This window comes from Actinokineospora bangkokensis (assembly GCF_001940455.1).
Lineage (GTDB): Bacteria > Actinomycetota > Actinomycetes > Mycobacteriales > Pseudonocardiaceae > Actinokineospora > Actinokineospora bangkokensis.
Map to the genome: position 1 here is coordinate 99,245 of NZ_MKQR01000008.1, position 20,080 is coordinate 119,324.

Genomic DNA, 20,080 nt, shown 5'->3' on the forward strand with positions numbered 1-20,080 from the left:
GGCCCCACCCTCCGCCATGACTAGCCTGGGGGGATGAGCACCACCACCCCCAGCGAGTCCGCGCTCCGCCGAGCCCTGCGCCGCGCCCGGGACGGGGTGAGCGTCGACCGCACCGAGGCCGAGGTGCTGCTGCACGCCCGCGGCGCCCACCTCGACGACCTGCTGGCCACCGCGGGCCGGGTGCGCGACGCCGGGCTGGAGGCCGCGGGCCGCCCCGGGGTGATCACCTACTCCAAGAAGGTGTTCATCCCGCTCACCCGGCTGTGCCGCGACCGCTGCCACTACTGCACGTTCGCCACCGTCCCCGGCAGGCTGCCCGCCCCGTTCCTCAGCCCGGACGAGGTGCTGGAGATCGCCAGGCAGGGCGCCGCAGCGGGGTGCAAGGAAGCGCTGTTCACCCTCGGGGACCGGCCCGAGGACCGCTGGGAGGCCGCGCGCGACTGGCTGGAGGCCGCGGGCTACCCGGACACCCTGTCCTACGTTCGCGCCATGGCGATCCGCGTGCTGGAGGAGACCGGGCTGCTGCCGCACCTCAACCCCGGCGTGCTGTCCTGGTCGGACCTCCAGCGGCTCAAGCCCGTCGCGCCGTCGATGGGGATGATGCTGGAGACCACCGCCACCGACCTCTGGGCCAAGCCGGGCGGCCCGCACTACGGCTCCCCGGACAAGGAACCCGCGGTGCGGCTGCGGGTGCTGGAGGACGCGGGCCGCTCGGCGGTGCCGTTCACCACCGGCATCCTCATCGGCATCGGGGAGACGGTGGCCGACCGGGTGGAGTCGCTGTTCGCCATCCGGGGGGTGGCGCGCCAGTACGGCGGCGTCCAGGAGGTCATCGTGCAGAACTTCCGCGCGAAGCCGGACACCGCGATGCGCGCCACGCCCGACGCCGAGGCCGAGGAACTGGCCGCGACCGTGGCGGTGGCGCGGGTGCTGCTCGGGCCGAAGGTGCGCATCCAGGCCCCGCCGAACCTCATCGGCGGCGAGTTCGACCTGCTGGTGCGCGCAGGCATCGACGACTGGGGCGGGGTGTCGCCGCTGACCCCCGACCACGTCAACCCCGAGCGCCCCTGGCCGCAGCTCGACGCGCTGGCCGAGCAGACCGCAGCCGCGGGCTACCGGTTGGCCGAGCGGCTGACGATCTACCCCGAGTACGTGCTCAAGGGCGAGCCGTGGCTCGACCCCCGGCTGCGCCCGCACGTCGACGCCCTGGCCGACCCGGCCACCGGCCTCGCGGTCGCGGACGCGCCCGTGGTGGGCCGCCCGTGGCAGGAGCCCGAGGTGCCGCTGGTGGCCAGCGGCCGCACCGACCTCAACACCACCATCGACACCGACGGCCGCACCGGCGACCGGCGCGACGACTTCGACTCCGTCTACGGCGACTGGGACGAGCTGCGCACCCAGGTGCCCACCGGCACCGGCCCGCTCCGGGGCACCGGTGGCGCGGCCCGCCCGGAGTTCCTGACCGCCCTGCGCCACGCCGAGGCCGACCCGGCGGGGCTGTCCGACGCCGACGCCCTGGTGCTGCTCTCGGCGGGGCCCGGCGCGGAGATCACCGCCCTGGCCGCCCTGGCCGACGGCCTGCGCCGCGACGCGGTCGGCGACGAGGTCACCTACGTGGTCACCCGCAACATCAACTTCACCAACGTCTGCTACACCGGCTGCCGCTTCTGCGCCTTCGCCCAGCGCCGCACCGACGCCGACGCCTACACCCTGTCGCTGGAGCAGGTGGGCCAGCGCGCCGACCAGGCCTGGTCGGTCGGCGCCACCGAGGTGTGCATGCAGGGCGGCATCCACCCCGACCTGCCCGGCACCGCCTACTTCGACATCGCCGCCGAGGTGAAGAAGCGCGCGCCCGGCCTGCACGTGCACGCCTTCTCCCCGATGGAGGTCGTCAACGGCGCGGGCCGGGCGAACCTGTCCACCCGGGACTGGCTCACCGCGGCCAAGGAGTCCGGGGTGGACTCGCTGCCCGGCACCGCCGCGGAGATCCTCGACGACGAGGTCCGCTGGGTGCTGACCAAGGGCAAGCTGCCCACCGCCGCGTGGGTCGACGTGGTGACCACCGCGCACGACCTCGGCATCCCCACCACCTCCACGATGATGTACGGCCACGTCGACACCCCCGCCCACTGGGTCGCCCACCTCAAGCTGCTGGCCCGCTTGCAGGACCGCACCGGCGGCTTCACCGAGTTCGTCCTGCTGCCCTTCGTCCACACCAACGCCCCCCTCTACCTGGCGGGCATCGCCCGCCCGGGGCCCACCCAGCTGGAGAACCGCGCCGTCCACGCCCTCGCCCGCGTCCTGCTGCACGGGCGCATCGACAACATCCAGACCAGCTGGGTGAAGCTGGGCGACGAGGGCGTCGTGGACGTGCTCAACGGCGGCGTCAACGACCTCGGCGGCACGCTCATGGAGGAGACCATCAGCCGCATGGCGGGCAGCGACAACGGCAGCTACAAGACCATCGCCGACCTCGAAGCCCTGGCCGCCGCCGCGGGGCGCCCCGCGCGCCAGCGGACGACGACCTACGGCGAGGTCCCGGTCGAGCGCCGGGACGCCGCCCTGGCCCACGACGGCGTGTGGCGGCCGTCGATGCTCCCCCTGGTGTGAGCCGGGGGGCGCACCCGCGCCGGGGTTAGGGTGGCCGCATGACCGCAGCGGACTCCTACTTCGTGCGAACGGGTGACACCACGTTCCTCCCCACCGTCCACACGGGAGGGGCGTGGAACACCGCCGAGCAGCACATCAGCCCGCTGATCGGCCTGCTGGCGCACGCGGTCGACCGGGGCGCGCCGTCGGACAAGGTCGTCTCGCGGGTGTCGGTGGACATCCTCGGGGTCATCGGGATGGCCGAGTTCGAGGTGGCGGTCCGCGTGCTGCGGCCGGGCCGCACGGTGGAGCTGGTGGAGGCGACGGCCTCCGCCGCGGGGCGGTCGGTGGCGGTGGCCCGCGTCTGGCGGTTGTCCACCTCGGACACGGCGGCGGTCGCGGGTGGGGCGGGCCCGGCCCTGCCGCCCCCGCACGACCTGCCCCCGCACCCGATCACCGAGCTGTGGCCCGGCGGCTACATCGAGGGCGTCGACCTGCGCGTGGTGTCCGGGCCCGAGCCGGGGCGCGTGGTCGCCTGGCTGCGCACCCCGACCGCGCTCGTGCGGGGCGAGCGGGTCAGCCCGGTGGCCCGGTTCCTCGGGCTGGTGGACACGGCCAACGGGATCGCCGTGCGGGAGCACCCGGCCAAGTGGGCGTTCCCGAACCTCGACCTCACCGTCCACCTGTTCCGCCAGCCGGAGGGGGAGTGGGTCGGGTTCGACACCTCGGTCGTGTTCGGCGCGACCGGGCAGGGGCTGACCAGCACGACCCTGCACGACCTGCGCGGGCCGGTGGGCCGCGCCGAGCAGGTGCTCACAGTGCGGCCGCTGGCGTGATGCCCGCCGCCTCCCACGCCATCAGCGCCGCGCCCGCCCGGCCCGCCTGCTGGCCCAGCGCCGCGCGCACCACCCGCGGCCTGCGCTGGAAGGACAGCCGCCGGTCCAGGTCGGCGGCCACCGGGTCGACCAGCGCCGCGCCCGCCTCCGACAGCCCGCCGCCGAGGACGACGACCTCGGGGCCGAACAGGGTCACCGCGGTGTGCAGTGCCGTGCCCAGCGCCCGCACGGCGTCCTCCCACACCAGGGTGGCCGCCGGGTCGGCGCCCACCAAGCCCGCGATCTCCTGCGCGGTGCGCTCGACGCCGGTCAGCGCCCGGTAGCGGCGGGGCAGCGCCGGGGCGGCGGCCAGGGTCTCCAGGCAGCCCACCGTGCCGCACCCGCACACGTCCCCCGCCTGGTCCACGACGATGTGCCCGAACTCGCCCGCGTACCCGCCGCCCGCCAGCAGGTGCCCGTCGACCTTGGCCGCGGCGGCGATGCCGGTGCCGATGGCGGTGAAGAAGGCGTTGGCCACCCCGGCCGCGGCGCCCACGGTGAACTCCGCCAGCCCGCCCGCGCGCACGTCGTGGCCCACCCGCAGCGGCAGCCCCACCGCCGCGGCCAGCTCGGCGCGCAGCGGCAGGTCCACCCAGCCCAGGTTGACCGCCGCCCGGACCACCCCCGCGGCGTCGTCGACGATGCCCGGCACCACCACCCCGACCCCGACGACCTCGGCGTCGGCGGCCAGTTCGGTGATCATCGCGGCCACCGGCGCCAGGGCCACCGCCCCGCCCGCGCGCTCGCTGGGCCTGCGCAGCTCGCGCAGCGCCACCAGCTCGGCCGACACCAGCGCGGCCTTCACCGCCGTGCCGCCGATGTCGACCGCCACCACCGCCCGCTGGTCCATCCGGCCTCCCGCGATCGCGTGAACGTGTTCGTGGACGCGGTGAATACTGCGTGATCTCGCACGCGAAGCCAAGAGTGCGCGATACTGCCCCGGTCGCCACGACCACGGAGGGGAGCGTCGGTGGACCGCTACGAGCGCCTGAGCACCCTGCTCGACCTGCTCGGCACCCGCGGCAAGGTCGACGTCGACGACCTCGCCGCCGAGCTCGCCGTCTCCGCCGCCACCATCCGCCGCGACCTCGACCACCTGGCCGAGCAGCAGCTGCTCACCAGGACCCGGGGCGGGGCGGTGGCCAACAACACCGCCTACGACCTGCCCCTGCGCTACAAGACCGCGCGCAACACCTCGCAGAAGGAGCGCATCGGCAAGGCCGCGGCCGCCCTGGTGGCCAAGGGCATGGTGGTCGGCCTCAACGGCGGCACCACCACCACCGAGATCGCCAGGGCGCTGGCCGTCCGCCCGGCCGCCACCACCCCGGGCGAACCGGCCTTCACCGTCGTCACCAACGCGCTCAACATCGCCAACGAGCTCGCCGTCCGCCCGCACGTCAAGATCGTCGTCACCGGCGGCGTCGCCCGCCCCCAGTCCTTCGAGCTCACCGGCCCGCTCTCGGCCTTCATCATCGAGGAGCTGACCCTCGACCTGCTGTTCCTCGGCGTCGACGCCATCGACCCCCGCCTCGGCGCCTACGCCCACCACGAGGGCGAGGCCACCGTCAACCGCCTCATGGCCGCCCGCTCCCGCCGCGTGGTCATCACCGCCGACAGCACCAAGATCGGCGCCAACGCCTTCGCCCGCATCTGCCCGCCGACCGCCGTCGACCTCCTCATCACCGACACCGGCGCCGACCCCACCACCCTCGCGGGCTTCACCGCCGCGGGCGTCCCGGTCGAGGCGGTCTGACCGCCTGGCGGGCACCCGGCGGAGGACCCCTGTCGTTGACACTGCAACTACATGGGGCTAGTGTTGCCGTCAGGTAGTTGAGAGCTTGACGATATGGATCCAGGGGAGTGGGCGCGATGAGCACGGGCGTGGACATCCGCACGGCGGGGGACCGGTACGCGACGAAGATCAGCTGGCTGGACTCCAAGCACTCGTTCTCCTTCGGCCACCACCACGACCCGGCCAACACCCACCACGGGCTGCTGCTGGTGAACAACGACGACGTGGTGACGCCGGGGGCGGGGTTCGAGACCCACCCGCACCGGGACATGGAGATCGTCACCTGGGTGCTGCGCGGCGCCCTGGTCCACCAGGACTCCGAGGGGCACAACGGCATCATCTACCCGGGCCTGGCCCAGCGGATGAGCGCGGGCACCGGGATCCTGCACTCGGAGAAGAACGACTCCTGGCGGCTGTCCGGCGAGCCCGAGCACCGGGAGCCCGTGCACTTCATCCAGATGTGGGTGGTGCCCGACGAGTCCGGCACCAAGCCGGGGTACGAGCAGCTGGAGATCGACGCCGAGCTGCTCGCGGGCAACCTCGTCCCCGTCGCGTCGGGGATGGCGCGGCACGAGGGTGAGGCGGCGATCCGCATCGGGCAGAAGCACGCCGCCCTCTACGCGGCGCGGCTCGCCCCCGGTGGGGAGGTCACCCTGCCCGAGGCGCCGTTCCTGCACCTGTTCGTGCCCGTGGGCTCGGTGTCGCTGGAGGGCTCCGGCCCCCTGTCGACCGGCGACGCGGCGCGGATGACCGCCACCGGCGGGCAGCGGGTGACCGCGGGGCCCGAGGGCGCGGAGATCCTGGTGTGGGAGATGCACGCCCAGCTCGTCCTGGGCTGAGCCGCCACGGCGCGTGTCCGTCCCCGACCTCGGCGCCTGCTCGCGGGATCGGGCCCCTTCCCGCCGGGCGTGCGGGATGCTCGTGCCATGAAGCTCAAGCTCGGGGGTGAACGCGCGCCGGCGTGGTCGGCCGTGCTGCTGGCGCTGTCGGCGTTGGCGGGGTGCAGGCAGAGCTACGAGGCGTCGGCCTCGCTGCTGCGCGTCAACACGGTCGTCGGCCTCGGTCAGGTGGGTGACCCGGTCCCGGCCGACCGGGGCCGGTTCACCGCGCCGCCGGTCGAGGGCAGGGTCACGTCGGTGGCGGTGGTGCGGACGTTGCCCGCGGAGGCCGCCGCCCAGCTCGACATGGAGACCGACTGGGACGTCATCGCGCCGGAGGGCCACGAGCTCGTCGTCATCCGGGTGGTCCGGGAGGAGTCCGACGACCACGCCGAGCGCATCACCATCGACACCGCGGGCGGCTCCCGCGCCATCGACCCCCGCACGGTCCCCGACGGCGACCCGGTGATCGTGGTGGTCGCCAGTGTCCCCTTCGACGACCCGGTCTGGCTGACCGTGGAGGGCGACACGCGGACCACCCGGTACGACATCCGCCACCTGGCCTACGGCTGATGCCCTGCCGAGCGCTCAGTCGAGGGGCGCTGGACGCCGGTGATGGGAACGAGGGTGACGGACCGCGAAACGCGGGGATCGTGCGGCGCGCGCCCCCGGTGTCCACAGCGGACGAGTCCGACGTGGACACCGGGGTTCGGGCGCGGGGTCAGGCCTTCCACTCCGCGGTGCGCTCCGGGGAGGCCTCCTCCAGGGCCGCCTTGAGGCGGTCGGCCGGGAAGTCCTGGCCGTAGCCGGGGGTCCCGGGCTGCTGGCGCCAGGACTCGTCCAGGGTGCCCGCGTCCACCGGGTCGAAGCCGAGGGCGTCGATGAGGTCGGCGACCTTCTGCTTGGCGGCGGGGTCGTCGCCTGCGATGGGCAGGGCGATGCGGTCGGCGGTGCCCTTGGGGGTCCCGTTGTCCTGCAGGTGCAGGGCGGCGATGCCGTTGAACGCCTTGACCAGGTTCGGGGCGCCGAGGTGGTCGGCGACCCAGCGGCTCTCGGTGGTGCCCGCCTCGATCGCGTCGATGCGGCCGTCGCGCTGCTGGGGGTAGTAGTTGCCGGTGTCGATGACGACCGCGCCGGGCGCGGCGCCGTCGAGGATGCCCGCGGGCAGGTCCGGGATGCTCTTCTGGGGGATCGTCACGACGACGACCTCCGCGCCCTCGGCCGCCTCGGTGGCGGGCACGGCGGTGGCGCCGGTCTCGGCCGCCAGGTCCGCCAGGGTCTCGGGCCCGCGGGAGTTGGCGATCCGGACCTCGTGGCCCAGCCGGGTCAGCCCCCTGGTCAGGGCCCCACCGATGTTCCCGGCGCCGATGATGCCGATCTTCACGTCCAACACGCTCCTCGGATGAGGCGGGCGGGTGGGCCCGCCGGTCACCCCTGCCAACACCGGGGCGCGCCGCGGTTAATCCCCGTCCACGATGTGGGACGAGGGGACCCGCCCGCCACCGGGTGCCGGTGGCGGGCGGGGACGTCAGCGCCGGGTCAGTTCGTGACCGGGGCGTCGAGGAGGATGACCTCGGGGGAGGGGACGGCGCAGCTGGCCTTGGTGGGCTGGCCGCCGTCGAAGACCAGGTCGGCGTCGGCGGTGCCGAGCGAGATCTTCACGTGGGACGACAGCAGGTCCGGCTTCCACGGGCCCGCGGTCAGGGTGCCGCTCGGCGGGAGCGGGACGATGATGTCCTTGCCCGCCACCAGCGCGGTCTCCGGGATGGGGAAGCCCTGGCCGAGCACGTTGAGCTGCTTCGGGGAGCCGCCGGTCGCCTGGAGGTTGAGGGCGTTGACCTTGCCGGAGACCTTCCGGAAGCCCGCCGCGATGAGCTGGTCCACCGTGGCCTTGGGCACCACCAGGGCGCCGGAGGCGTTGGTGAAGGTGATCGACCCGCCGTTCTTCACCGACAGCGGGGTGTTGGCGCCGACCGCGATGCCCACGTCGAACGGGGCGCCCAGGACGGTGCACTTGTAGGGGGAGTTGATGATGCCGACCTGGTTGTTGGCCGCGACCGGCTGGAACTGGTCCATCGGCACGCCGTGGAAGGCCACCGGCTCGCCGCCGGGCTCGCCGCCGACGGCCATCGACAGCAGGGCGTTGCCCGCCACCGGCAGGCACTTGGCCTTGACCGCCAGGCGCAGGCCCCAGTCGGCCTTGAGGGTGATGTCGACCAGCGCGCTGTCGAACTGGAGGGTCACCACGCCGTCCGCGGGCGCGGTGTAGGGGCCGATGTCGGGGAAGGTGCCGCCGTCGACCGGCACCCGGACGTCGAGGTCCTTGCCGAACTGCAACGGGATGTCGCGCAGCAGCAGGCCGCCCGCGGGCGAGATGTTGATCTTCGAGGGGCTGGCGCCCTTCGCGCCGATGTTCATCTCGACCAGGTTGGCGTCGACCTTGGTGATGCCGACCACGCCCGCCAGGCTGGGCAGCCAGGAGGGGAAGACCATCCCGCCCTTGCCCTCGGTGAGGTAGAACTGCTGGCCGGGGCGCAGCTGGGTGGGTGCGACGCCCTGGATGTCGACGGTGGTCGGCAGGTCGAGGACCTTGATGCCGCCGAAGTCGGGCAGGGTGATCTCGCAGTTGATCGGCAGCGCGAAGCGGCCGGAGTCCGCCCCGATGGGCGGGACCGTCTCCACCGGCAGGGCCTCGGCCGCGGGCACCACGGCCCAGGTGCCCGCGGCAGCGCCCGCCGCGACGGCGACGGCGGCGACGGCCGTGCGCAGCCGCCCCGGCCGTCGTCGTTGGACTTCGGACATTCGTTGTCCTCCGTTTTCGTGGGAATCGACACAACGCGCCAACGGGAGTTGTCGCGGCATCGAAAAAAGGGGCCTTGACGTCTGAAACGCTACGGTACCGATCTTCGCGCGCACAAGGCCGGAATTGAGCGGTGAATGGCTTCGTCACCGCTTCCCAAACGGGCTGTCGCGGTTTGCGCGCCTGGTGACAACGGCACTACCGGTAGGCTGGACCGGTGAGCTCGCCACCCTCGCCGCCGACGTTCGACGACCTGCCCGACGGGGGCGGTCCGCTGCCCAGCGGCAGGCACCGCCTCGACCCGGAGCAGGTCAGGGCCTCGCAGCGGGGCAGGCTGCTCAACGCGGCGCTGTGGACCGCGGCGCACAAGGGCTACCCGGAGATGACGATCGGCGACCTCGTCGAGCGCGCCAGCGTCTCCCGGCGCACCTTCTACGAGCACTTCTCCGGCAAGGTGGAGTGCTTCCTGGCCGCCATCGACCACGGTGTCGCCGACGTGGTCAAGGCCATCGGGGCGGCGGAGACGGCCGTGTCCGGCCAGGACTGGCGGGTCCGGCTGCGCTCGGGCATCCGCGCCTACCTCAAGGTCCTGGCCTCGGCGCCGGAGGCGAGCTGGGCGGTGCACATCGAGACCCTGCGCGCGGGCGGGGACATGGTGGACAAGGTCATGCAGGGCCGCGACCAGTTCGCCCTGCTCTTCCGGGCCACCCACGCCTACGCCCGCGCGCAGGGCACCCCCGTCGCCGACGTGGACGACGCGGTGCTCGACGTGCTCATCGGCGGCATCGCCGACGCGATCAGGACCTGCCTGCGCCAGCGCGGCGCCGCGGCCCTGCCGCAGCTGGAGGACTCCTTCGTCGAGGCCACCCTGCGCGTTTTCGGCGTGCCCACCAAAAACCCGCCCCAGCCCGGTGATGACGGCGTGACAAAAACCGACGCCTAGTTCGCCGGATGTCGGATAATCTCCTAATCCGATCCCGCCGAGTCGGTTTCGTCCGATTCCGTGGGTCGATCCGCGCGTGGTCGCAGGAACACCACGCCGGAATCGAGGTCGAGCGGTCCACCGGGGTCGGCCCGCTCGCCGGTGCCCGCGTCCTCGTCGGTCACCTTGCGCAGCTTGGAGCCGGGGATCAGTTCGCCGAAGGTCGCCACCCCCCGACTGTAGGCCGGGCGGTGGGGGAGCGGTGTCCGGTCCTCCGAGCTGTGGACAGCCGGGCGGCGCGCGAGTAGCTTCCTAAGCGCTTGCTTAGTCGCTGTCGCGCAACCACCTGGAGGACTCCTGTGTCGCAGTCCCGCACCGCCATCGTGACCGGCGCCGCCCGAGGGATCGGGGCCGCCGTCGCCCAGCGCCTCGCCCGGGACGGGTTCGCCGTCGGCGTCATCGACCTGGACGCGGCGAGCACCGAGGCGACCGTCTCGGCGATCGAGGCCGCGGGCGGCACGGCGCTGGGGGTCGGGGCCGACGTCAGCGACGCCGAGCAGGTCAAGGCCGCGGTCGCGGAGGTGGCCGAGAAGCTGGGGCCGCCGACCGTGCTGGTGAACAACGCCGGGGTGCTGCGCGACAACCTGCTGTTCAAGATGACCGACAGCGACTGGGACACCGTGATGGCCGTGCACCTGCGCGGCACGTTCCTCATGACCCGCGAGGTGCAGAAGCACCAGACCGAGCAGAAGTACGGCCGGATCGTGAACCTGTCCAGCACCTCCGCGCTGGGCAACCGCGGCCAGGCCAACTACGCCACGGCCAAGGCGGGCCTGCAGGGCTTCACCAAGACCGTCGCGATCGAGCTGGGCCGCTACGGGGTCACCGCCAACGCGATCGCCCCCGGGTTCATCGAGACCGAGATGACCGCCGCCACCGCCGCCCGCGTCGGCGTGCCGTTCGAGGACTTCAAGAAGGGCGCCGCGGCGATGATCCCGGTCGGCCGGGTGGGCAACCCCGACGACATCGCCGCCACCGCGTCGTTCCTGTGCTCGGAGGAGGCGGGCTTCGTCTCCGGCCAGGTCATCTACGTCGCGGGCGGACCGAGGGACTGACGATGCACGTCTTCAGCGGTCCGGACTCCCTCGCGGGCGCGGTCGGCACGCACCTCGGGCACGGCGAGTGGGTGGAGATCACCCAGGCGCGGGTGGACGAGTTCGCCGACGCCACCGGCGACCACCAGTGGATCCACATCGACGCCGAGCGCGCCGCCCGCGGGCCCTTCGGCGGGACGGTGGCGCACGGGTACCTCACCCTGTCGCTGCTGCCGATGCTCGGCGCCACCGTGTACCGGTTCGAGGGCTTCCTCATGGGCGTCAACTACGGCCTGAACAAGGTGCGCTTCCCCCAGCCGGTGCGGGTGGGGTCGCGCGTGCGGATGGGCTCGGAGGTCGCCGAGGTGACCCCGGGCAAGCAGGGCATCCAGGTCGTGCTGCGCAACACCGTCGAGATCGAGGGGCAGGACAAGCCCGCGTGCGTCGCGGAGGCCGTCGTCCTGCTCGTCCCGAAGCCGGAGGGGGCGCCGTGAGCGCACCGACCACCCCGGGGCAGGTCCGCGACCTCGTCGCCGACCTGCTCCGGGAGCACGACCCCGCCACCACCGACCGGCGGGCCTTCCTGGAGGCCCGCTGGGCGGCGGGGTTGGCGTGGGTGAACTTCCCCGTCGGCCTCGGCGGGCTCGGCGCGCCCCGGGCGCTGCAGGCGGTCGTGGACGAGGAGCTGGCCGAGGCGGGCGCCCCGGACAACAACCCGCGACGGATCGGCATCGGCCTGGGCATGGCCGCCCCGACCATCCTCGCCTTCGGCACCGACGAGCAGAAGCAGCGCTTCCTGCGCCCGCTGTGGACCGGCGAGGAGGTGTGGTGCCAGCTGTTCTCCGAGCCCGGCGCGGGCTCCGACCTCGCCGCGCTGGGCACCCGCGCCCGCCGCGACGGCGACGACTGGGTGGTCACCGGGCAGAAGGTGTGGACCTCCACCGCGCACACCGCGCGCTGGGCCATCCTGGTCGCCCGCACCGACCCGGACGTGCCCAAGCACCGGGGCATGACCTACTTCCTGTGCGACATGACCGACCCCGGGGTCGAGGTGCGCCCGCTGCGCCAGATCACCGGCGAGGCCGAGTTCAACGAGGTCTTCCTCACCGACGCCCGGATCCCCGACGCGCACCGGCTCGGCGCGGTCGGCGACGGCTGGAAGGTCGCCCAGACCACGCTGATGAACGAGCGCGTCGCCATCGGCAGCCGCGCTGTGCCCCGCGAGGGCGGCATGATCGGCGTGGTCGCGGACACCTGGCGCGCGCACCCCGAGCGGCACACCGCCGAGGCCCGGGACCGGCTCACCCGGCTGTGGGTGGAGTCCGAGGCGCTGCGGCTGGCGGGCATCCGGCTGCGCCAGCAGCTCGCGCACGGCGCGCCGGGGCCGGAGGGCTCGGCCATGAAGCTCGCCTTCGCCCGGCTCAGCCAGGCGCTGTCGGGCTTCGAGGTGGAGTTCCTGGCCGAGGACGGGCTGCGCTACGGGGACTGGACGATGGTCCGCCCGGAGCTGGTCGACTTCCTCGGCCGCGACGCCGGCTACCGGTACCTGCGCGCCAAGGGCAACTCCATCGAGGGCGGCACCTCGGAGGTGCTGCGCAACATCATCGCCGAGCGCGTCCTGGGCCTGCCGTCCGAGCCCAGGGTCGACAAGGACCTGCCGTGGAAGGACCTGCCCCGATGAGCGACCCCGACCTGCTCTACAGCGACGTCGAGGTCGACCTGCGCGCCTCGGTGCGCGCGCTGCTGGCCGACCGCGCCGACCCGGCCGCGGTGCTCGCCCGGGTGGTGGGCGAGCGGCCGCTGGACCTGGACCTGTGGCGCACGCTCGCCGTGGACGTCGGCGCCGCCTCGCTGCCGGTGCCCGAGGACGTCGGCGGCCAGGGCGCGGGCTTCCGCGAGGTGGCCGTGGTGGCCGAGGAGCTGGGCCGGGCGGTCGCGCCGGTGCCGTTCCTGGGCTCGGCCGTGCTCGCGACCGCCGCGCTGCTGCACCTGCGCGACCAGCAGGACGACCCGCGCACCGCGGCCCTGCTGACCAGGCTCGCCGAGGGCGCCACCGCCGCGCTGGTGGTGCCGCTCTCGGCGTTCCACGACGGCCCGCTGCCCGCGGTGGCCGCGGACGGCGACGCGCTCACCGGCTCGGTGCGCTCGGTGGCCGACGCGGGCGCGGCGGAGGTGCTGCTGGTGCCCGCCGGGGACGCCTTGTACGCGGTGGAGGCGTCCGACGCGGTCGTGCGCCCGGTGGTGCCGCTGGACCTGACCCGCCCGCTGTCCGATGTGGAGCTGTCCGCCGCGCCCGGGGTCCGGCTCGCCGGGTCGGGGGCCGCGGCCACCAGGGCGGCGCTGCTCGCGGGCGCCGGGATCCTGGCCTCCGAGCAGGTCGGCGTCGCGGAGTGGTGCCTGGACACCACCGTGGCCTACCTCAAGGAGCGCTACCAGTTCGGCCGCCCGCTCGGGTCGTTCCAGGCGCTCAAGCACCGCCTGGCCGACCTGTGGCAGGAGATCGCGCTCGCCCGCGCGGCCGCCCGCGCCGCCGCGGACGCGCTGGCCACCGGTGCCGAGGACCTGGAGGTGCTGGTGCTGACCGCGCAGGCGCTGTGCGCGGGCGTGGCCGTGCACGCCGCCGAGGAGGCCGTGCAGCTGCACGGCGGCATCGGCATGACCTGGGAGCACCCCGTGCACCTGTTCCTCAAGCGCGCCAAGGCCGACGAGATCGCCCTGGGCGCGCCCGGCGCGCACCGGACCAGGCTCGCCGCGCTGGTCGGCTTGGCGGGGTGATGACCGATCCGCAGGACCTGTGGCCCGACGTCCGCCCGGACGCGGCCAAGCGGCTGATGGCGGCCGCGGTCGACGCCTTCGCCGACCGCGGCTTCCACGCCACCACCACCCGCGACATCGCCACCGCGGCGGGCATGTCGCCCGCCGCGCTCTACGTGCACTTCCCGTCCAAGGCCGCGGTGCTGTTCGCGATCAGCCGCACCGGGCACGAGCGCGCGCTGGCGATGGTGGAGACCGCCGCGGCGGGCCCCGGCGACGCCGCGGCCAGGATGCGCGTGCTCGTCGCCCGGTTCACCACCTGGCACGCCACCCGGCACCGGGTCGCGCGGATCGTGCAGTACGAGCTGCACGCCCTGCGCCCCGCGGACTTCGACGTGGTGGCCGACCTGCGCCGCCGCACCGAGCGGGCGGTGCGCGACCTCATCGCTGAGGGCGCCGCGGCGGGGGTGTTCACCGCGCCGGACACCCCGACCGCGGCGCGCGCGATCCTGTCGCTGTGCGTGGACGTGGCGCGCTGGTACACCCCGGAGTCCAAACCGGACCCCGGCACGCTGGGCGAGCGCTACGCCGAGCTGGTCATGGCGATGCTGGGGGCCCGCTGACCCCCGGCCACCCGCCGCCCGCCGCCGCGTCGTAGCCCGCGCCCGCCAGCAGGTTGACCGTCATCGGCGCGAGCACCCGCTCCACGCCGTCGTCGCCGTGGAAGCCCGCGATCTCCAGCAGCACGAACCCGTGCAGCGCGCTCCACAGCTGCGCGGCCAGCTGCGCAGGGTCCACCCGCCGCACCAGCCCCGCATCGACCACCGCCGCCACCGCGTCGACGAGGTGGGTGAAGGCGCGCAGCGCGACGCCGCCGGGGTCGCCGCCCGCGGTGGGGTCGGCGGTGCGCGGGCGGTGCCCGCCGATGGCGGTGACGCCGAACATCACCCGGTAGAGGTCGGGGTTCTCCTGGGCGTGCGCCCGGTAGGCCAGGCCGAGCGCGGCCAGGTCCGCCACCGGGTCTTCGGTGCGCGGCACGGCCGCGAGCCGGTCGCCGAGCAGGCCGAACCCGGCCGCGGCGATGGCGTCGACCAGCCTGCCCATGTTGCCGAAGTGGGTGTAGACGGCCATGGTCGACGCGCCCACCTCCGCGGCCACCTTGCGCGCCTGCACCGCGTCCGGCCCGCCGTCGGCCAGCAGGCGCAGCGCCGCGGCCACCAACCTCTCCCGTGCCTCCGCCATGCTTGCCAGTGTGGCATAACTCGGTTATACAGGAGGGGATAACAAGGTTATGCCCCTGGAGAGGAGACGCCGTGGGCAACCCCTACCTGCAGGGCACCTACGCGCCCGTGCACACCGAGCGCACCGAGGTCGACCTCGCGGTCACCGGCACCATCCCCGACCACCTCGACGGCCGCTACCTGCGCAACGGCCCCAACCCCGCCGCCGAGGTCGACCCGGAGGCCTACCACTGGTTCATGGGCGACGGCATGGTGCACGGCGTGCGGCTGCGCGGCGGCAAGGCCGAGTGGTACCGCAACCGCTGGGTGCGCACCGAGGCCGACGGCGGCCCGCGCCCGGCCCGCGGCACCCTCGGCGGGCTCGGCGCCAACACCAACGTCATCGGCCACCGCGGCCGCACCCTCGCCCTGGTCGAGGGCGGTGTGGCCAACTACGAGCTGGACGACGAGCTGGCCACCACCGGCATCTGCGACTTCGACGGCACCCTGCGCGGCGGCTACACCGCGCACCCGCTGCGCGACCCCGCCACGGGCGAGCTGCACGCGGTGTCGTACTTCTTCGGCTGGGGCGACCGGGTGCGCTACACCGTCGTCGGCGCCGACGGCCGCGTCCGCCGCGAGCTGGACATCCCCGTCGGCGGCAGCCCGATGATGCACAACTTCTCCCTCACCGAGAAGTACGTGGTCCTCTACGACCTGCCGGTCACCTTCGACCCGGCGACGGCGGTCCAGGCCAGCGTGCCCCGGGCGCTGCGCGCCCCCGCCCGGCTCGTGCTCTCCGCCCTCATCGGCCGCGTCCGGCTGCCCAACCCGGTCGCCATGGCGATGTCCGGCGCGGCCGCGGGCAACGCGGGCCTGCCCTACCGGTGGAACCCGCGCTACCCGGCGCGCGTGGGGCTGCTGCCGCGCGAGGGCGGGGCGTCGGACGTGCGCTGGTTCGACGTCGCACCGTCCTACGTGTACCACGCGCTGAACGCCTACGACTCCGGCGACTCGGTGGTGCTCGACGTCGTGCGCCACGACCGCACCTTCGACACCGACCGCCACGGCCCGACCGAGGGCCCGCCGGTGCTCGACCAGTGGACGTTCGACACCGCCTCCGGCAAGGTCACCCAGTCCACCGTGGACGACCGGCCGCAGGAGTTCCCCCGGGTCGACGAGCGGCTGACCGGGCGCAGGCACCGCTACGGCTACAGCATCTCCTTCGGCTCCGGCGGGCGCGCCGACACCCTGCTCAAGCACGACTTCCAGTCCGGGAGCCAGCTCCGCAGGCACTTCCCCGGCGCGGCCATCGGGGAGTTCACCTTCCAGCCGCGCACCCCCGGCGCGGCCGAGGACGACGGCGTGCTCATGGGGTTCGTGACCGACCCCGCCGCCGACCGCACCGACCTGGCCCTGCTCGACGCCGCCACCCTGGAGCCGGTGGCCACCGTGCACCTGCCGGTCCGGGTGCCCGAGGGCTTCCACGGCAACTGGGTTCCCGGGGACAGGCCCTAGGCCAGCCGGATGCCGGGGTCCGGGCCGGGGTTGAGCACCTCCAGGATGCGCCGCATGGCCTCTGGCGGGTTGCTGAGCACCAGGTGGCTGCCCTCGGGCAGGGTCGCCGCCGCGCGCAGCAGCGAGATCACCCCGGACACGTCGATGAAGTCCAGCTCGCCCAGGTCCAGGTGGACGTCCCCGGCCGCCCGGGAGCACAGCACCGACAGCAGCGCCTCGAAGTCCGGGCGCGTGGTGAGGTCGGCGTGGCCGGGCAGCCGGGGACGGGTGGGCCGGTCGGGGAGGAGCGCGTCGGGCGGCTGGTGCGGCTGGTGCGGCTCAGCGATGGCCGCCACCACCCCGCGCGAGGAGGCCTGTGCGCATGGCGGGCACCCTCCCAGCGGCGTCGGAACCGAGATGCCCGGAGCCTACGCGGGCCCGGCGCCGCTGTCCCAGGGGTCCAAAGTCCTCACCCCAGCGGCCTGCTGAGGTCGTAGACCAGCTCCCCGCCGATCGTGACCTGCTCGAAGTTGGCCTCCACCCAGGTGCCGACGTCGCCGCCGCCACCGCCGGGGCCACCACCGCGGCCGCCCGGCACGTAGTAGCGCACCTGGCCCTCGGCCACGTACCGCTGGAACTGCGCCAGGGTGGGGGCGGGGTCGCCGCCGTTGAAGCCGCCGATGGCGATCACCGGCCGCCCGCTGGCCAGCTGCAGGCTGCCCGCCCCCATCGACCCGGTGCTGGCCGCGGCCCACGTGCCCGTGGTGGCCCGCAGGGCCGCCACCAGCTCCGGGTCGACCTGCAGGCCGCCGCCGGGGCCGCCGAAGCCCCGGCCGGTGCCGCCCGCCCCGGTCGGGCCGGAGGTCGGGATGGACCCGCTGTGCCCGGTGGTCGCCGTGGCCACCGCGTAGGCCGAGGTGGCGCCGAGGGTGGCCAGCAGCGCGGCCACCGCGACCGGCAGCGCGGCCCGGCGGAACCGGTGCACGCCCATGATGAGCGCGGTCGCGGTCAGCACGCCGAGCACTGCGACCACCCAGCGCAGCCACGGCAGCCAGTCCGGCACCCGGTCGAGCAGCACGAAGCCCCACCCCGCGGTCACCGCGACGGCCAGCCCCAGCACCACGCGGGCGCCCAGGTTCTCCCGGCCCCGCCACAGCTCGCGGCCGCCGATGCCCACCAGTGCGGCGATGCCCGGTGCCAACGCCACGGTGTAGTACGGGTGGATGGTGCCTTGCATGTAGCTGAACACCAGCGCCGTCACCACCGTCCACCCGCCCCAGAGGACCAGGCCCGCGCGGGTGCGGTCGGTGCGCGGCGCGCGCCGGGTGAACCACAACCCGGCCACCAGCACCACGAGGGCGCCGGGCAGCAGCCAGGACACCTCGGAGCCGAAGGCGCTGCCGAACATGCGGCCCAGGCCCGCCTCCCCGCCGAAGGCGCCACCGCCCACGCCGCCCCCCGCGCGGTTGCCGTCGCCGCCGAAGATCCGGCCCAGGCCGTTGTAGCCCAGTGCGAGGTCCAGCTCGCTGTTGTCGGTGGACCCGCCGATGTAGGGCCGCGACGAGACCGGCCACAGGTCGGTCACCACGACGAACCAGCCCGCCGAGACCACCAGCGCCACCACCGCGCCCAGCAGGTGCACCACCCGCTTCCCCAGCGCCGCGGGCGCCGCGAACAGGTACACCAGCCCGAACGCGGGCAGCACCAGGAACGCCTGGAGCGTCTTGGCGAGGAAGGCGAAGCCGATGGCCACCCCCGCCAGCGCCAGCCACCTCCAGCTCGCCGCCTCCGTGGCGCGCACGGTGGAGTACGCGCCCAGCACCATCAGGAACACCAGCAGCGCGTCGGGGTTGTTGAACTTGAACATCAGCGCGGCCACCGGCGTCAGCGCCAGCGCGGCCCCGGCCAGCAGCCCGGCCACCGGACCCGACCAGCGGCGCACCGCGCTGTGCACCAGCCACACCGAGCCGATGCCCAGCAGCGCCTGCGGCAGCAGCATGCTGAACGAGGAGAACCCGAGCAGCCGCCCGGACAAAGCCATCAGCCACAGCGCGGCGGGCGGCTTGTCGACGGTGATGACGTTGCCCGCGTCCAGCGAACCGAAGAACAGCGCCTTCCACGACTGGGTGCCCGCTTGCGCGGCGGCGGCGTAGAAGTCGTTGGCCCAGCCCGAGGCGCTGAGGTCCCACAGGTACAGCGCGCCGGTGACCACCAGCAGGGCGGCCAGCGCGGGCCGCTCCCACCGGGCCCGGCCCGCCACCGCGGCGGTGGTGGCGGTGGGCGCGACCGGGGCGGTGGGGGAGCCCGCCACCGGGGCGGCGGCCGGGGTCGTCGAGGCCGTCGAGGTGGTCATCGAGCGCTCTCCACACTCGGCACCGCGGTGCCGGTCTCCTCGAGGGCGGACTGGTCGGTGCGGCGGAAGACCCAGCCGCGCAGCAGCAGGAACCGCAGGATAGTCGCGGTGAGGTTCGCCGCCACCAGGACGACGACCTCCAGGCCGCGGCCCGGTTCGGTGAGCCCGTGCAGCAGCGCCAGCGACCCGCTGGTCAGGCCCAGGCCCAGGGCGAAGACGAGCAGGCCCTGGAACTGGTGGCGGGCGGCGCCCTCGGTCCCGCGCACGCCGAAGGTGAGCCGCCGGTTCGCCGCGGTGTTGGCCACGGCGGTGACCAGCAGGGCGATGAAGTTGGCGGGCTGCGGGCCGATCCCGCCGCGCAGCAGCACGTAGAGCACCAGGTAGGCGGCGGTGCTGAGCACGCCGATCGCGGCGAAGCGCACCAGCTGGCGCAGCAGCCGCGGCGGCACGCCCGGTGGGTCGAGGTCGATCGCGCCGCGGGAGAGCTGCTCGCGCAGCCGGGTGATGGGGATGGCGCCGGTGGCCAGCCCGCGGCCCACCCGCACGATGCCGCGCAGGTCGGCCAGGGCGGTGGCGACGATGTCGACCCGGCTGTCCGGGTCGTCCACCCAGTCCACCGGCACCTCGTGGATGCGCAGCCCGGCGCGCTGGGCCAGCACCAGCAGCTCGGTGTCGAAGAACCAGCCGGTGTCGGCCACGTGCGGCAGCAGCGCCCTGGCCACGTCGGCGCGGATGGCCTTGAACCCGCACTGGGCGTCGGAGAACCGCACGCGCAGCGTCGAGCGCAGCAGCACGTTGTAGGAGCGGGAGATGAACTCGCGCTTGGGCCCGCGCACCACCCTGGCGCCGCGGGCCAGCCGGGAGCCGATGGCCACGTCGGAGTGCCCGGAGATCAGCGGCGCCACCAGCGGGTGCAGCGCGGCCAGGTCGGTGGACAGGTCCACGTCCATGTAGGCCAGCACCTCGGCGTCGGAGCCGAGCCAGGTGGTGTGCAGCGCCAGGCCCCGGCCCTTCTGCTCCAGCCGCACCGACCGCACCTCGGGCAGCTCCGCGGCCAGCGCGGCGGCCACCTCGGGGGTCCGGTCGGTGGAGGCGTTGTCGGCCACGGTGATCCGGAACGGGTACGGGAACTGCGCGCCCAGGTGCGCGTGCAGCCTGCGGACGCAGGGCTCCAGGTCGACCTCCTCGTTGAACACGGGCACGACGACGTCGAGGACGGGGGCGGGGCCCTGGACCCGCACGGGCCCGCGGCCCGCGCCCTGCTGCGGGATGGGGGTGGTGGTCGCGCTCATGGTGGGGAGCCTCC

General features: G+C 74.3%; 20 protein-coding genes. 12 read left to right on the top strand and 8 right to left on the bottom strand.

The window, feature by feature from the left end; translation table 11 throughout:
• The first annotated feature begins 33 nt into the window (after positions 1 to 33).
• Positions 34 to 2,610 (top strand): bifunctional FO biosynthesis protein CofGH, encoded by a 2,577-nt coding sequence (locus BJP25_RS08235; RefSeq protein WP_075974223.1) that lies wholly within the window; start codon positions 34 to 36, stop codon positions 2,608 to 2,610.
• Between the two features lie 38 nt (positions 2,611 to 2,648).
• The gene (locus BJP25_RS08240) at positions 2,649 to 3,425 is read left to right on the top strand and encodes a thioesterase family protein (RefSeq protein ID WP_075974224.1); all 777 of its coding nucleotides are present in this window, start codon (positions 2,649 to 2,651) and stop codon (positions 3,423 to 3,425) included.
• Here BJP25_RS08240 and BJP25_RS08245 read toward each other — a convergent pair.
• Positions 3,403 to 4,314, bottom strand: coding sequence for an ROK family protein (locus BJP25_RS08245; protein ID WP_075974225.1), 912 nt, complete (start codon positions 4,312 to 4,314; stop codon positions 3,403 to 3,405). The genes BJP25_RS08240 and BJP25_RS08245 overlap by 23 nt on opposite strands.
• 120 nt (positions 4,315 to 4,434) lie before the next feature.
• Between BJP25_RS08245 and BJP25_RS08250 the strand changes: the two genes are divergently transcribed.
• From BJP25_RS08250 to BJP25_RS08260, 3 genes are all read left to right on the top strand, one after another.
• Positions 4,435 to 5,217 (top strand): DeoR/GlpR family DNA-binding transcription regulator, encoded by a 783-nt coding sequence (locus BJP25_RS08250; RefSeq protein WP_075974226.1) that lies wholly within the window; start codon positions 4,435 to 4,437, stop codon positions 5,215 to 5,217.
• Between the two features lie 116 nt (positions 5,218 to 5,333).
• On the top strand, positions 5,334 to 6,095 hold the full coding sequence (locus BJP25_RS08255; RefSeq protein WP_075974227.1) for a pirin family protein: 762 nt from the start codon (positions 5,334 to 5,336) through the stop codon (positions 6,093 to 6,095).
• Between the two features lie 87 nt (positions 6,096 to 6,182).
• Positions 6,183 to 6,707, top strand: a complete 525-nt coding sequence (locus tag BJP25_RS08260; protein ID WP_075974228.1) for a hypothetical protein — start codon at positions 6,183 to 6,185, stop codon at positions 6,705 to 6,707.
• A 148-nt stretch (positions 6,708 to 6,855) separates the two neighbouring features.
• Here the strand turns inward: BJP25_RS08260 and BJP25_RS08265 are convergent, their stop codons facing one another.
• On the bottom strand, positions 6,856 to 7,518 hold the full coding sequence (locus BJP25_RS08265) for an NADPH-dependent F420 reductase (protein ID WP_075974229.1): 663 nt from the start codon (positions 7,516 to 7,518) through the stop codon (positions 6,856 to 6,858).
• A gap of 155 nt (positions 7,519 to 7,673) precedes the next feature.
• Positions 7,674 to 8,936 (bottom strand): hypothetical protein, encoded by a 1,263-nt coding sequence (locus tag BJP25_RS08270; RefSeq protein WP_075974230.1) that lies wholly within the window; start codon positions 8,934 to 8,936, stop codon positions 7,674 to 7,676.
• 215 nt (positions 8,937 to 9,151) lie between these two features.
• Here BJP25_RS08270 and BJP25_RS08275 point away from each other — a divergent pair, with 215 nt between their 5' ends.
• On the top strand, positions 9,152 to 9,877 hold the full coding sequence (locus BJP25_RS08275) for a TetR/AcrR family transcriptional regulator (RefSeq protein WP_075974231.1): 726 nt from the start codon (positions 9,152 to 9,154) through the stop codon (positions 9,875 to 9,877).
• A gap of 23 nt (positions 9,878 to 9,900) precedes the next feature.
• Here the strand turns inward: BJP25_RS08275 and BJP25_RS08280 are convergent, their stop codons facing one another.
• Complete coding sequence (locus BJP25_RS08280; RefSeq protein ID WP_075974232.1) at positions 9,901 to 10,086, bottom strand: hypothetical protein; 186 nt, start codon at positions 10,084 to 10,086, stop codon at positions 9,901 to 9,903.
• A gap of 129 nt (positions 10,087 to 10,215) precedes the next feature.
• Between BJP25_RS08280 and fabG the strand changes: the two genes are divergently transcribed.
• The 5 genes from fabG to BJP25_RS08305 are packed head-to-tail and all read left to right on the top strand — an operon-like array spanning position 10,216 to position 14,327.
• Positions 10,216 to 10,971, top strand: coding sequence for a 3-oxoacyl-ACP reductase FabG (gene fabG, locus BJP25_RS08285; RefSeq protein ID WP_075974233.1), 756 nt, complete (start codon positions 10,216 to 10,218; stop codon positions 10,969 to 10,971).
• A 2-nt stretch (positions 10,972 to 10,973) separates the two neighbouring features.
• Positions 10,974 to 11,444 (top strand): MaoC family dehydratase, encoded by a 471-nt coding sequence (locus BJP25_RS08290; RefSeq protein ID WP_075974234.1) that lies wholly within the window; start codon positions 10,974 to 10,976, stop codon positions 11,442 to 11,444.
• Positions 11,441 to 12,631 (top strand): acyl-CoA dehydrogenase family protein, encoded by a 1,191-nt coding sequence (locus tag BJP25_RS08295; protein WP_075974235.1) that lies wholly within the window; start codon positions 11,441 to 11,443, stop codon positions 12,629 to 12,631. Before BJP25_RS08290 ends, BJP25_RS08295 begins: the two co-directional genes overlap by 4 nt.
• Complete coding sequence (locus BJP25_RS08300) at positions 12,628 to 13,725, top strand: acyl-CoA dehydrogenase family protein (RefSeq protein WP_075974236.1); 1,098 nt, start codon at positions 12,628 to 12,630, stop codon at positions 13,723 to 13,725. The genes BJP25_RS08295 and BJP25_RS08300 overlap by 4 nt, the downstream gene beginning before the upstream one ends.
• Complete coding sequence (locus BJP25_RS08305; RefSeq protein WP_075974237.1) at positions 13,725 to 14,327, top strand: TetR/AcrR family transcriptional regulator; 603 nt, start codon at positions 13,725 to 13,727, stop codon at positions 14,325 to 14,327. The genes BJP25_RS08300 and BJP25_RS08305 overlap by 1 nt, the downstream gene beginning before the upstream one ends.
• Here BJP25_RS08305 and BJP25_RS08310 read toward each other — a convergent pair.
• Positions 14,302 to 14,946 carry a TetR/AcrR family transcriptional regulator gene (locus tag BJP25_RS08310; protein WP_075974238.1) on the bottom strand — a complete coding sequence of 215 codons (645 nt, stop codon included), beginning with the start codon at positions 14,944 to 14,946 and terminating at the stop codon, positions 14,302 to 14,304. The genes BJP25_RS08305 and BJP25_RS08310 overlap by 26 nt on opposite strands.
• 71 nt (positions 14,947 to 15,017) lie before the next feature.
• Between BJP25_RS08310 and BJP25_RS08315 the strand changes: the two genes are divergently transcribed.
• A complete protein-coding gene (locus BJP25_RS08315; RefSeq protein ID WP_075974239.1) occupies positions 15,018 to 16,442 on the top strand; it encodes a carotenoid oxygenase family protein in 1,425 nt (474 codons plus the stop codon).
• On the opposite strand, the gene BJP25_RS08320 is transcribed toward BJP25_RS08315, so the two are convergent.
• The 3 genes from BJP25_RS08320 to BJP25_RS08330 form a co-directional block, all read right to left on the bottom strand.
• Positions 16,439 to 16,777 carry an STAS domain-containing protein gene (locus BJP25_RS08320; RefSeq protein ID WP_158075618.1) on the bottom strand — a complete coding sequence of 113 codons (339 nt, stop codon included), beginning with the start codon at positions 16,775 to 16,777 and terminating at the stop codon, positions 16,439 to 16,441. The two genes, BJP25_RS08315 and BJP25_RS08320, sit on opposite strands and share 4 nt — an antisense overlap.
• 113 nt (positions 16,778 to 16,890) lie before the next feature.
• On the bottom strand, positions 16,891 to 18,774 hold the full coding sequence (locus BJP25_RS08325; RefSeq protein WP_075974241.1) for a glycosyltransferase family 39 protein: 1,884 nt from the start codon (positions 18,772 to 18,774) through the stop codon (positions 16,891 to 16,893).
• Complete coding sequence (locus BJP25_RS08330; RefSeq protein WP_075974242.1) at positions 18,771 to 20,066, bottom strand: bifunctional glycosyltransferase family 2/GtrA family protein; 1,296 nt, start codon at positions 20,064 to 20,066, stop codon at positions 18,771 to 18,773. The genes BJP25_RS08325 and BJP25_RS08330 overlap by 4 nt, the downstream gene beginning before the upstream one ends.
• Positions 20,067 to 20,080 lie beyond the last annotated feature (14 nt).

Excerpts from the sequence above, each read along its gene's own strand:
- BJP25_RS08235 (WP_075974223.1), top strand. The coding sequence starts at position 34 with ATGAGCACCACCACCCCCAGCGAGTCCGCGCTCCGCCGAGCCCTGCGC.
- BJP25_RS08240 (WP_075974224.1), top strand. The coding sequence starts at position 2,649 with ATGACCGCAGCGGACTCCTACTTCGTGCGAACGGGTGACACCACGTTC.
- BJP25_RS08245 (WP_075974225.1), bottom strand. The coding sequence starts at position 4,314 with ATGGACCAGCGGGCGGTGGTGGCGGTCGACATCGGCGGCACGGCGGTG.
- BJP25_RS08255 (WP_075974227.1), top strand. The coding sequence starts at position 5,334 with ATGAGCACGGGCGTGGACATCCGCACGGCGGGGGACCGGTACGCGACG.
- BJP25_RS08260 (WP_075974228.1), top strand. The coding sequence starts at position 6,183 with ATGAAGCTCAAGCTCGGGGGTGAACGCGCGCCGGCGTGGTCGGCCGTG.
- BJP25_RS08270 (WP_075974230.1), bottom strand. The coding sequence starts at position 8,936 with ATGTCCGAAGTCCAACGACGACGGCCGGGGCGGCTGCGCACGGCCGTC.
- BJP25_RS08290 (WP_075974234.1), top strand. The coding sequence starts at position 10,974 with ATGCACGTCTTCAGCGGTCCGGACTCCCTCGCGGGCGCGGTCGGCACG.
- BJP25_RS08300 (WP_075974236.1), top strand. The coding sequence starts at position 12,628 with ATGAGCGACCCCGACCTGCTCTACAGCGACGTCGAGGTCGACCTGCGC.
- BJP25_RS08305 (WP_075974237.1), top strand. The coding sequence starts at position 13,725 with ATGACCGATCCGCAGGACCTGTGGCCCGACGTCCGCCCGGACGCGGCC.
- BJP25_RS08310 (WP_075974238.1), bottom strand. The coding sequence starts at position 14,946 with ATGGCGGAGGCACGGGAGAGGTTGGTGGCCGCGGCGCTGCGCCTGCTG.
- BJP25_RS08325 (WP_075974241.1), bottom strand. The coding sequence starts at position 18,774 with ATGACCACCTCGACGGCCTCGACGACCCCGGCCGCCGCCCCGGTGGCG.
- BJP25_RS08330 (WP_075974242.1), bottom strand. The coding sequence starts at position 20,066 with ATGAGCGCGACCACCACCCCCATCCCGCAGCAGGGCGCGGGCCGCGGG.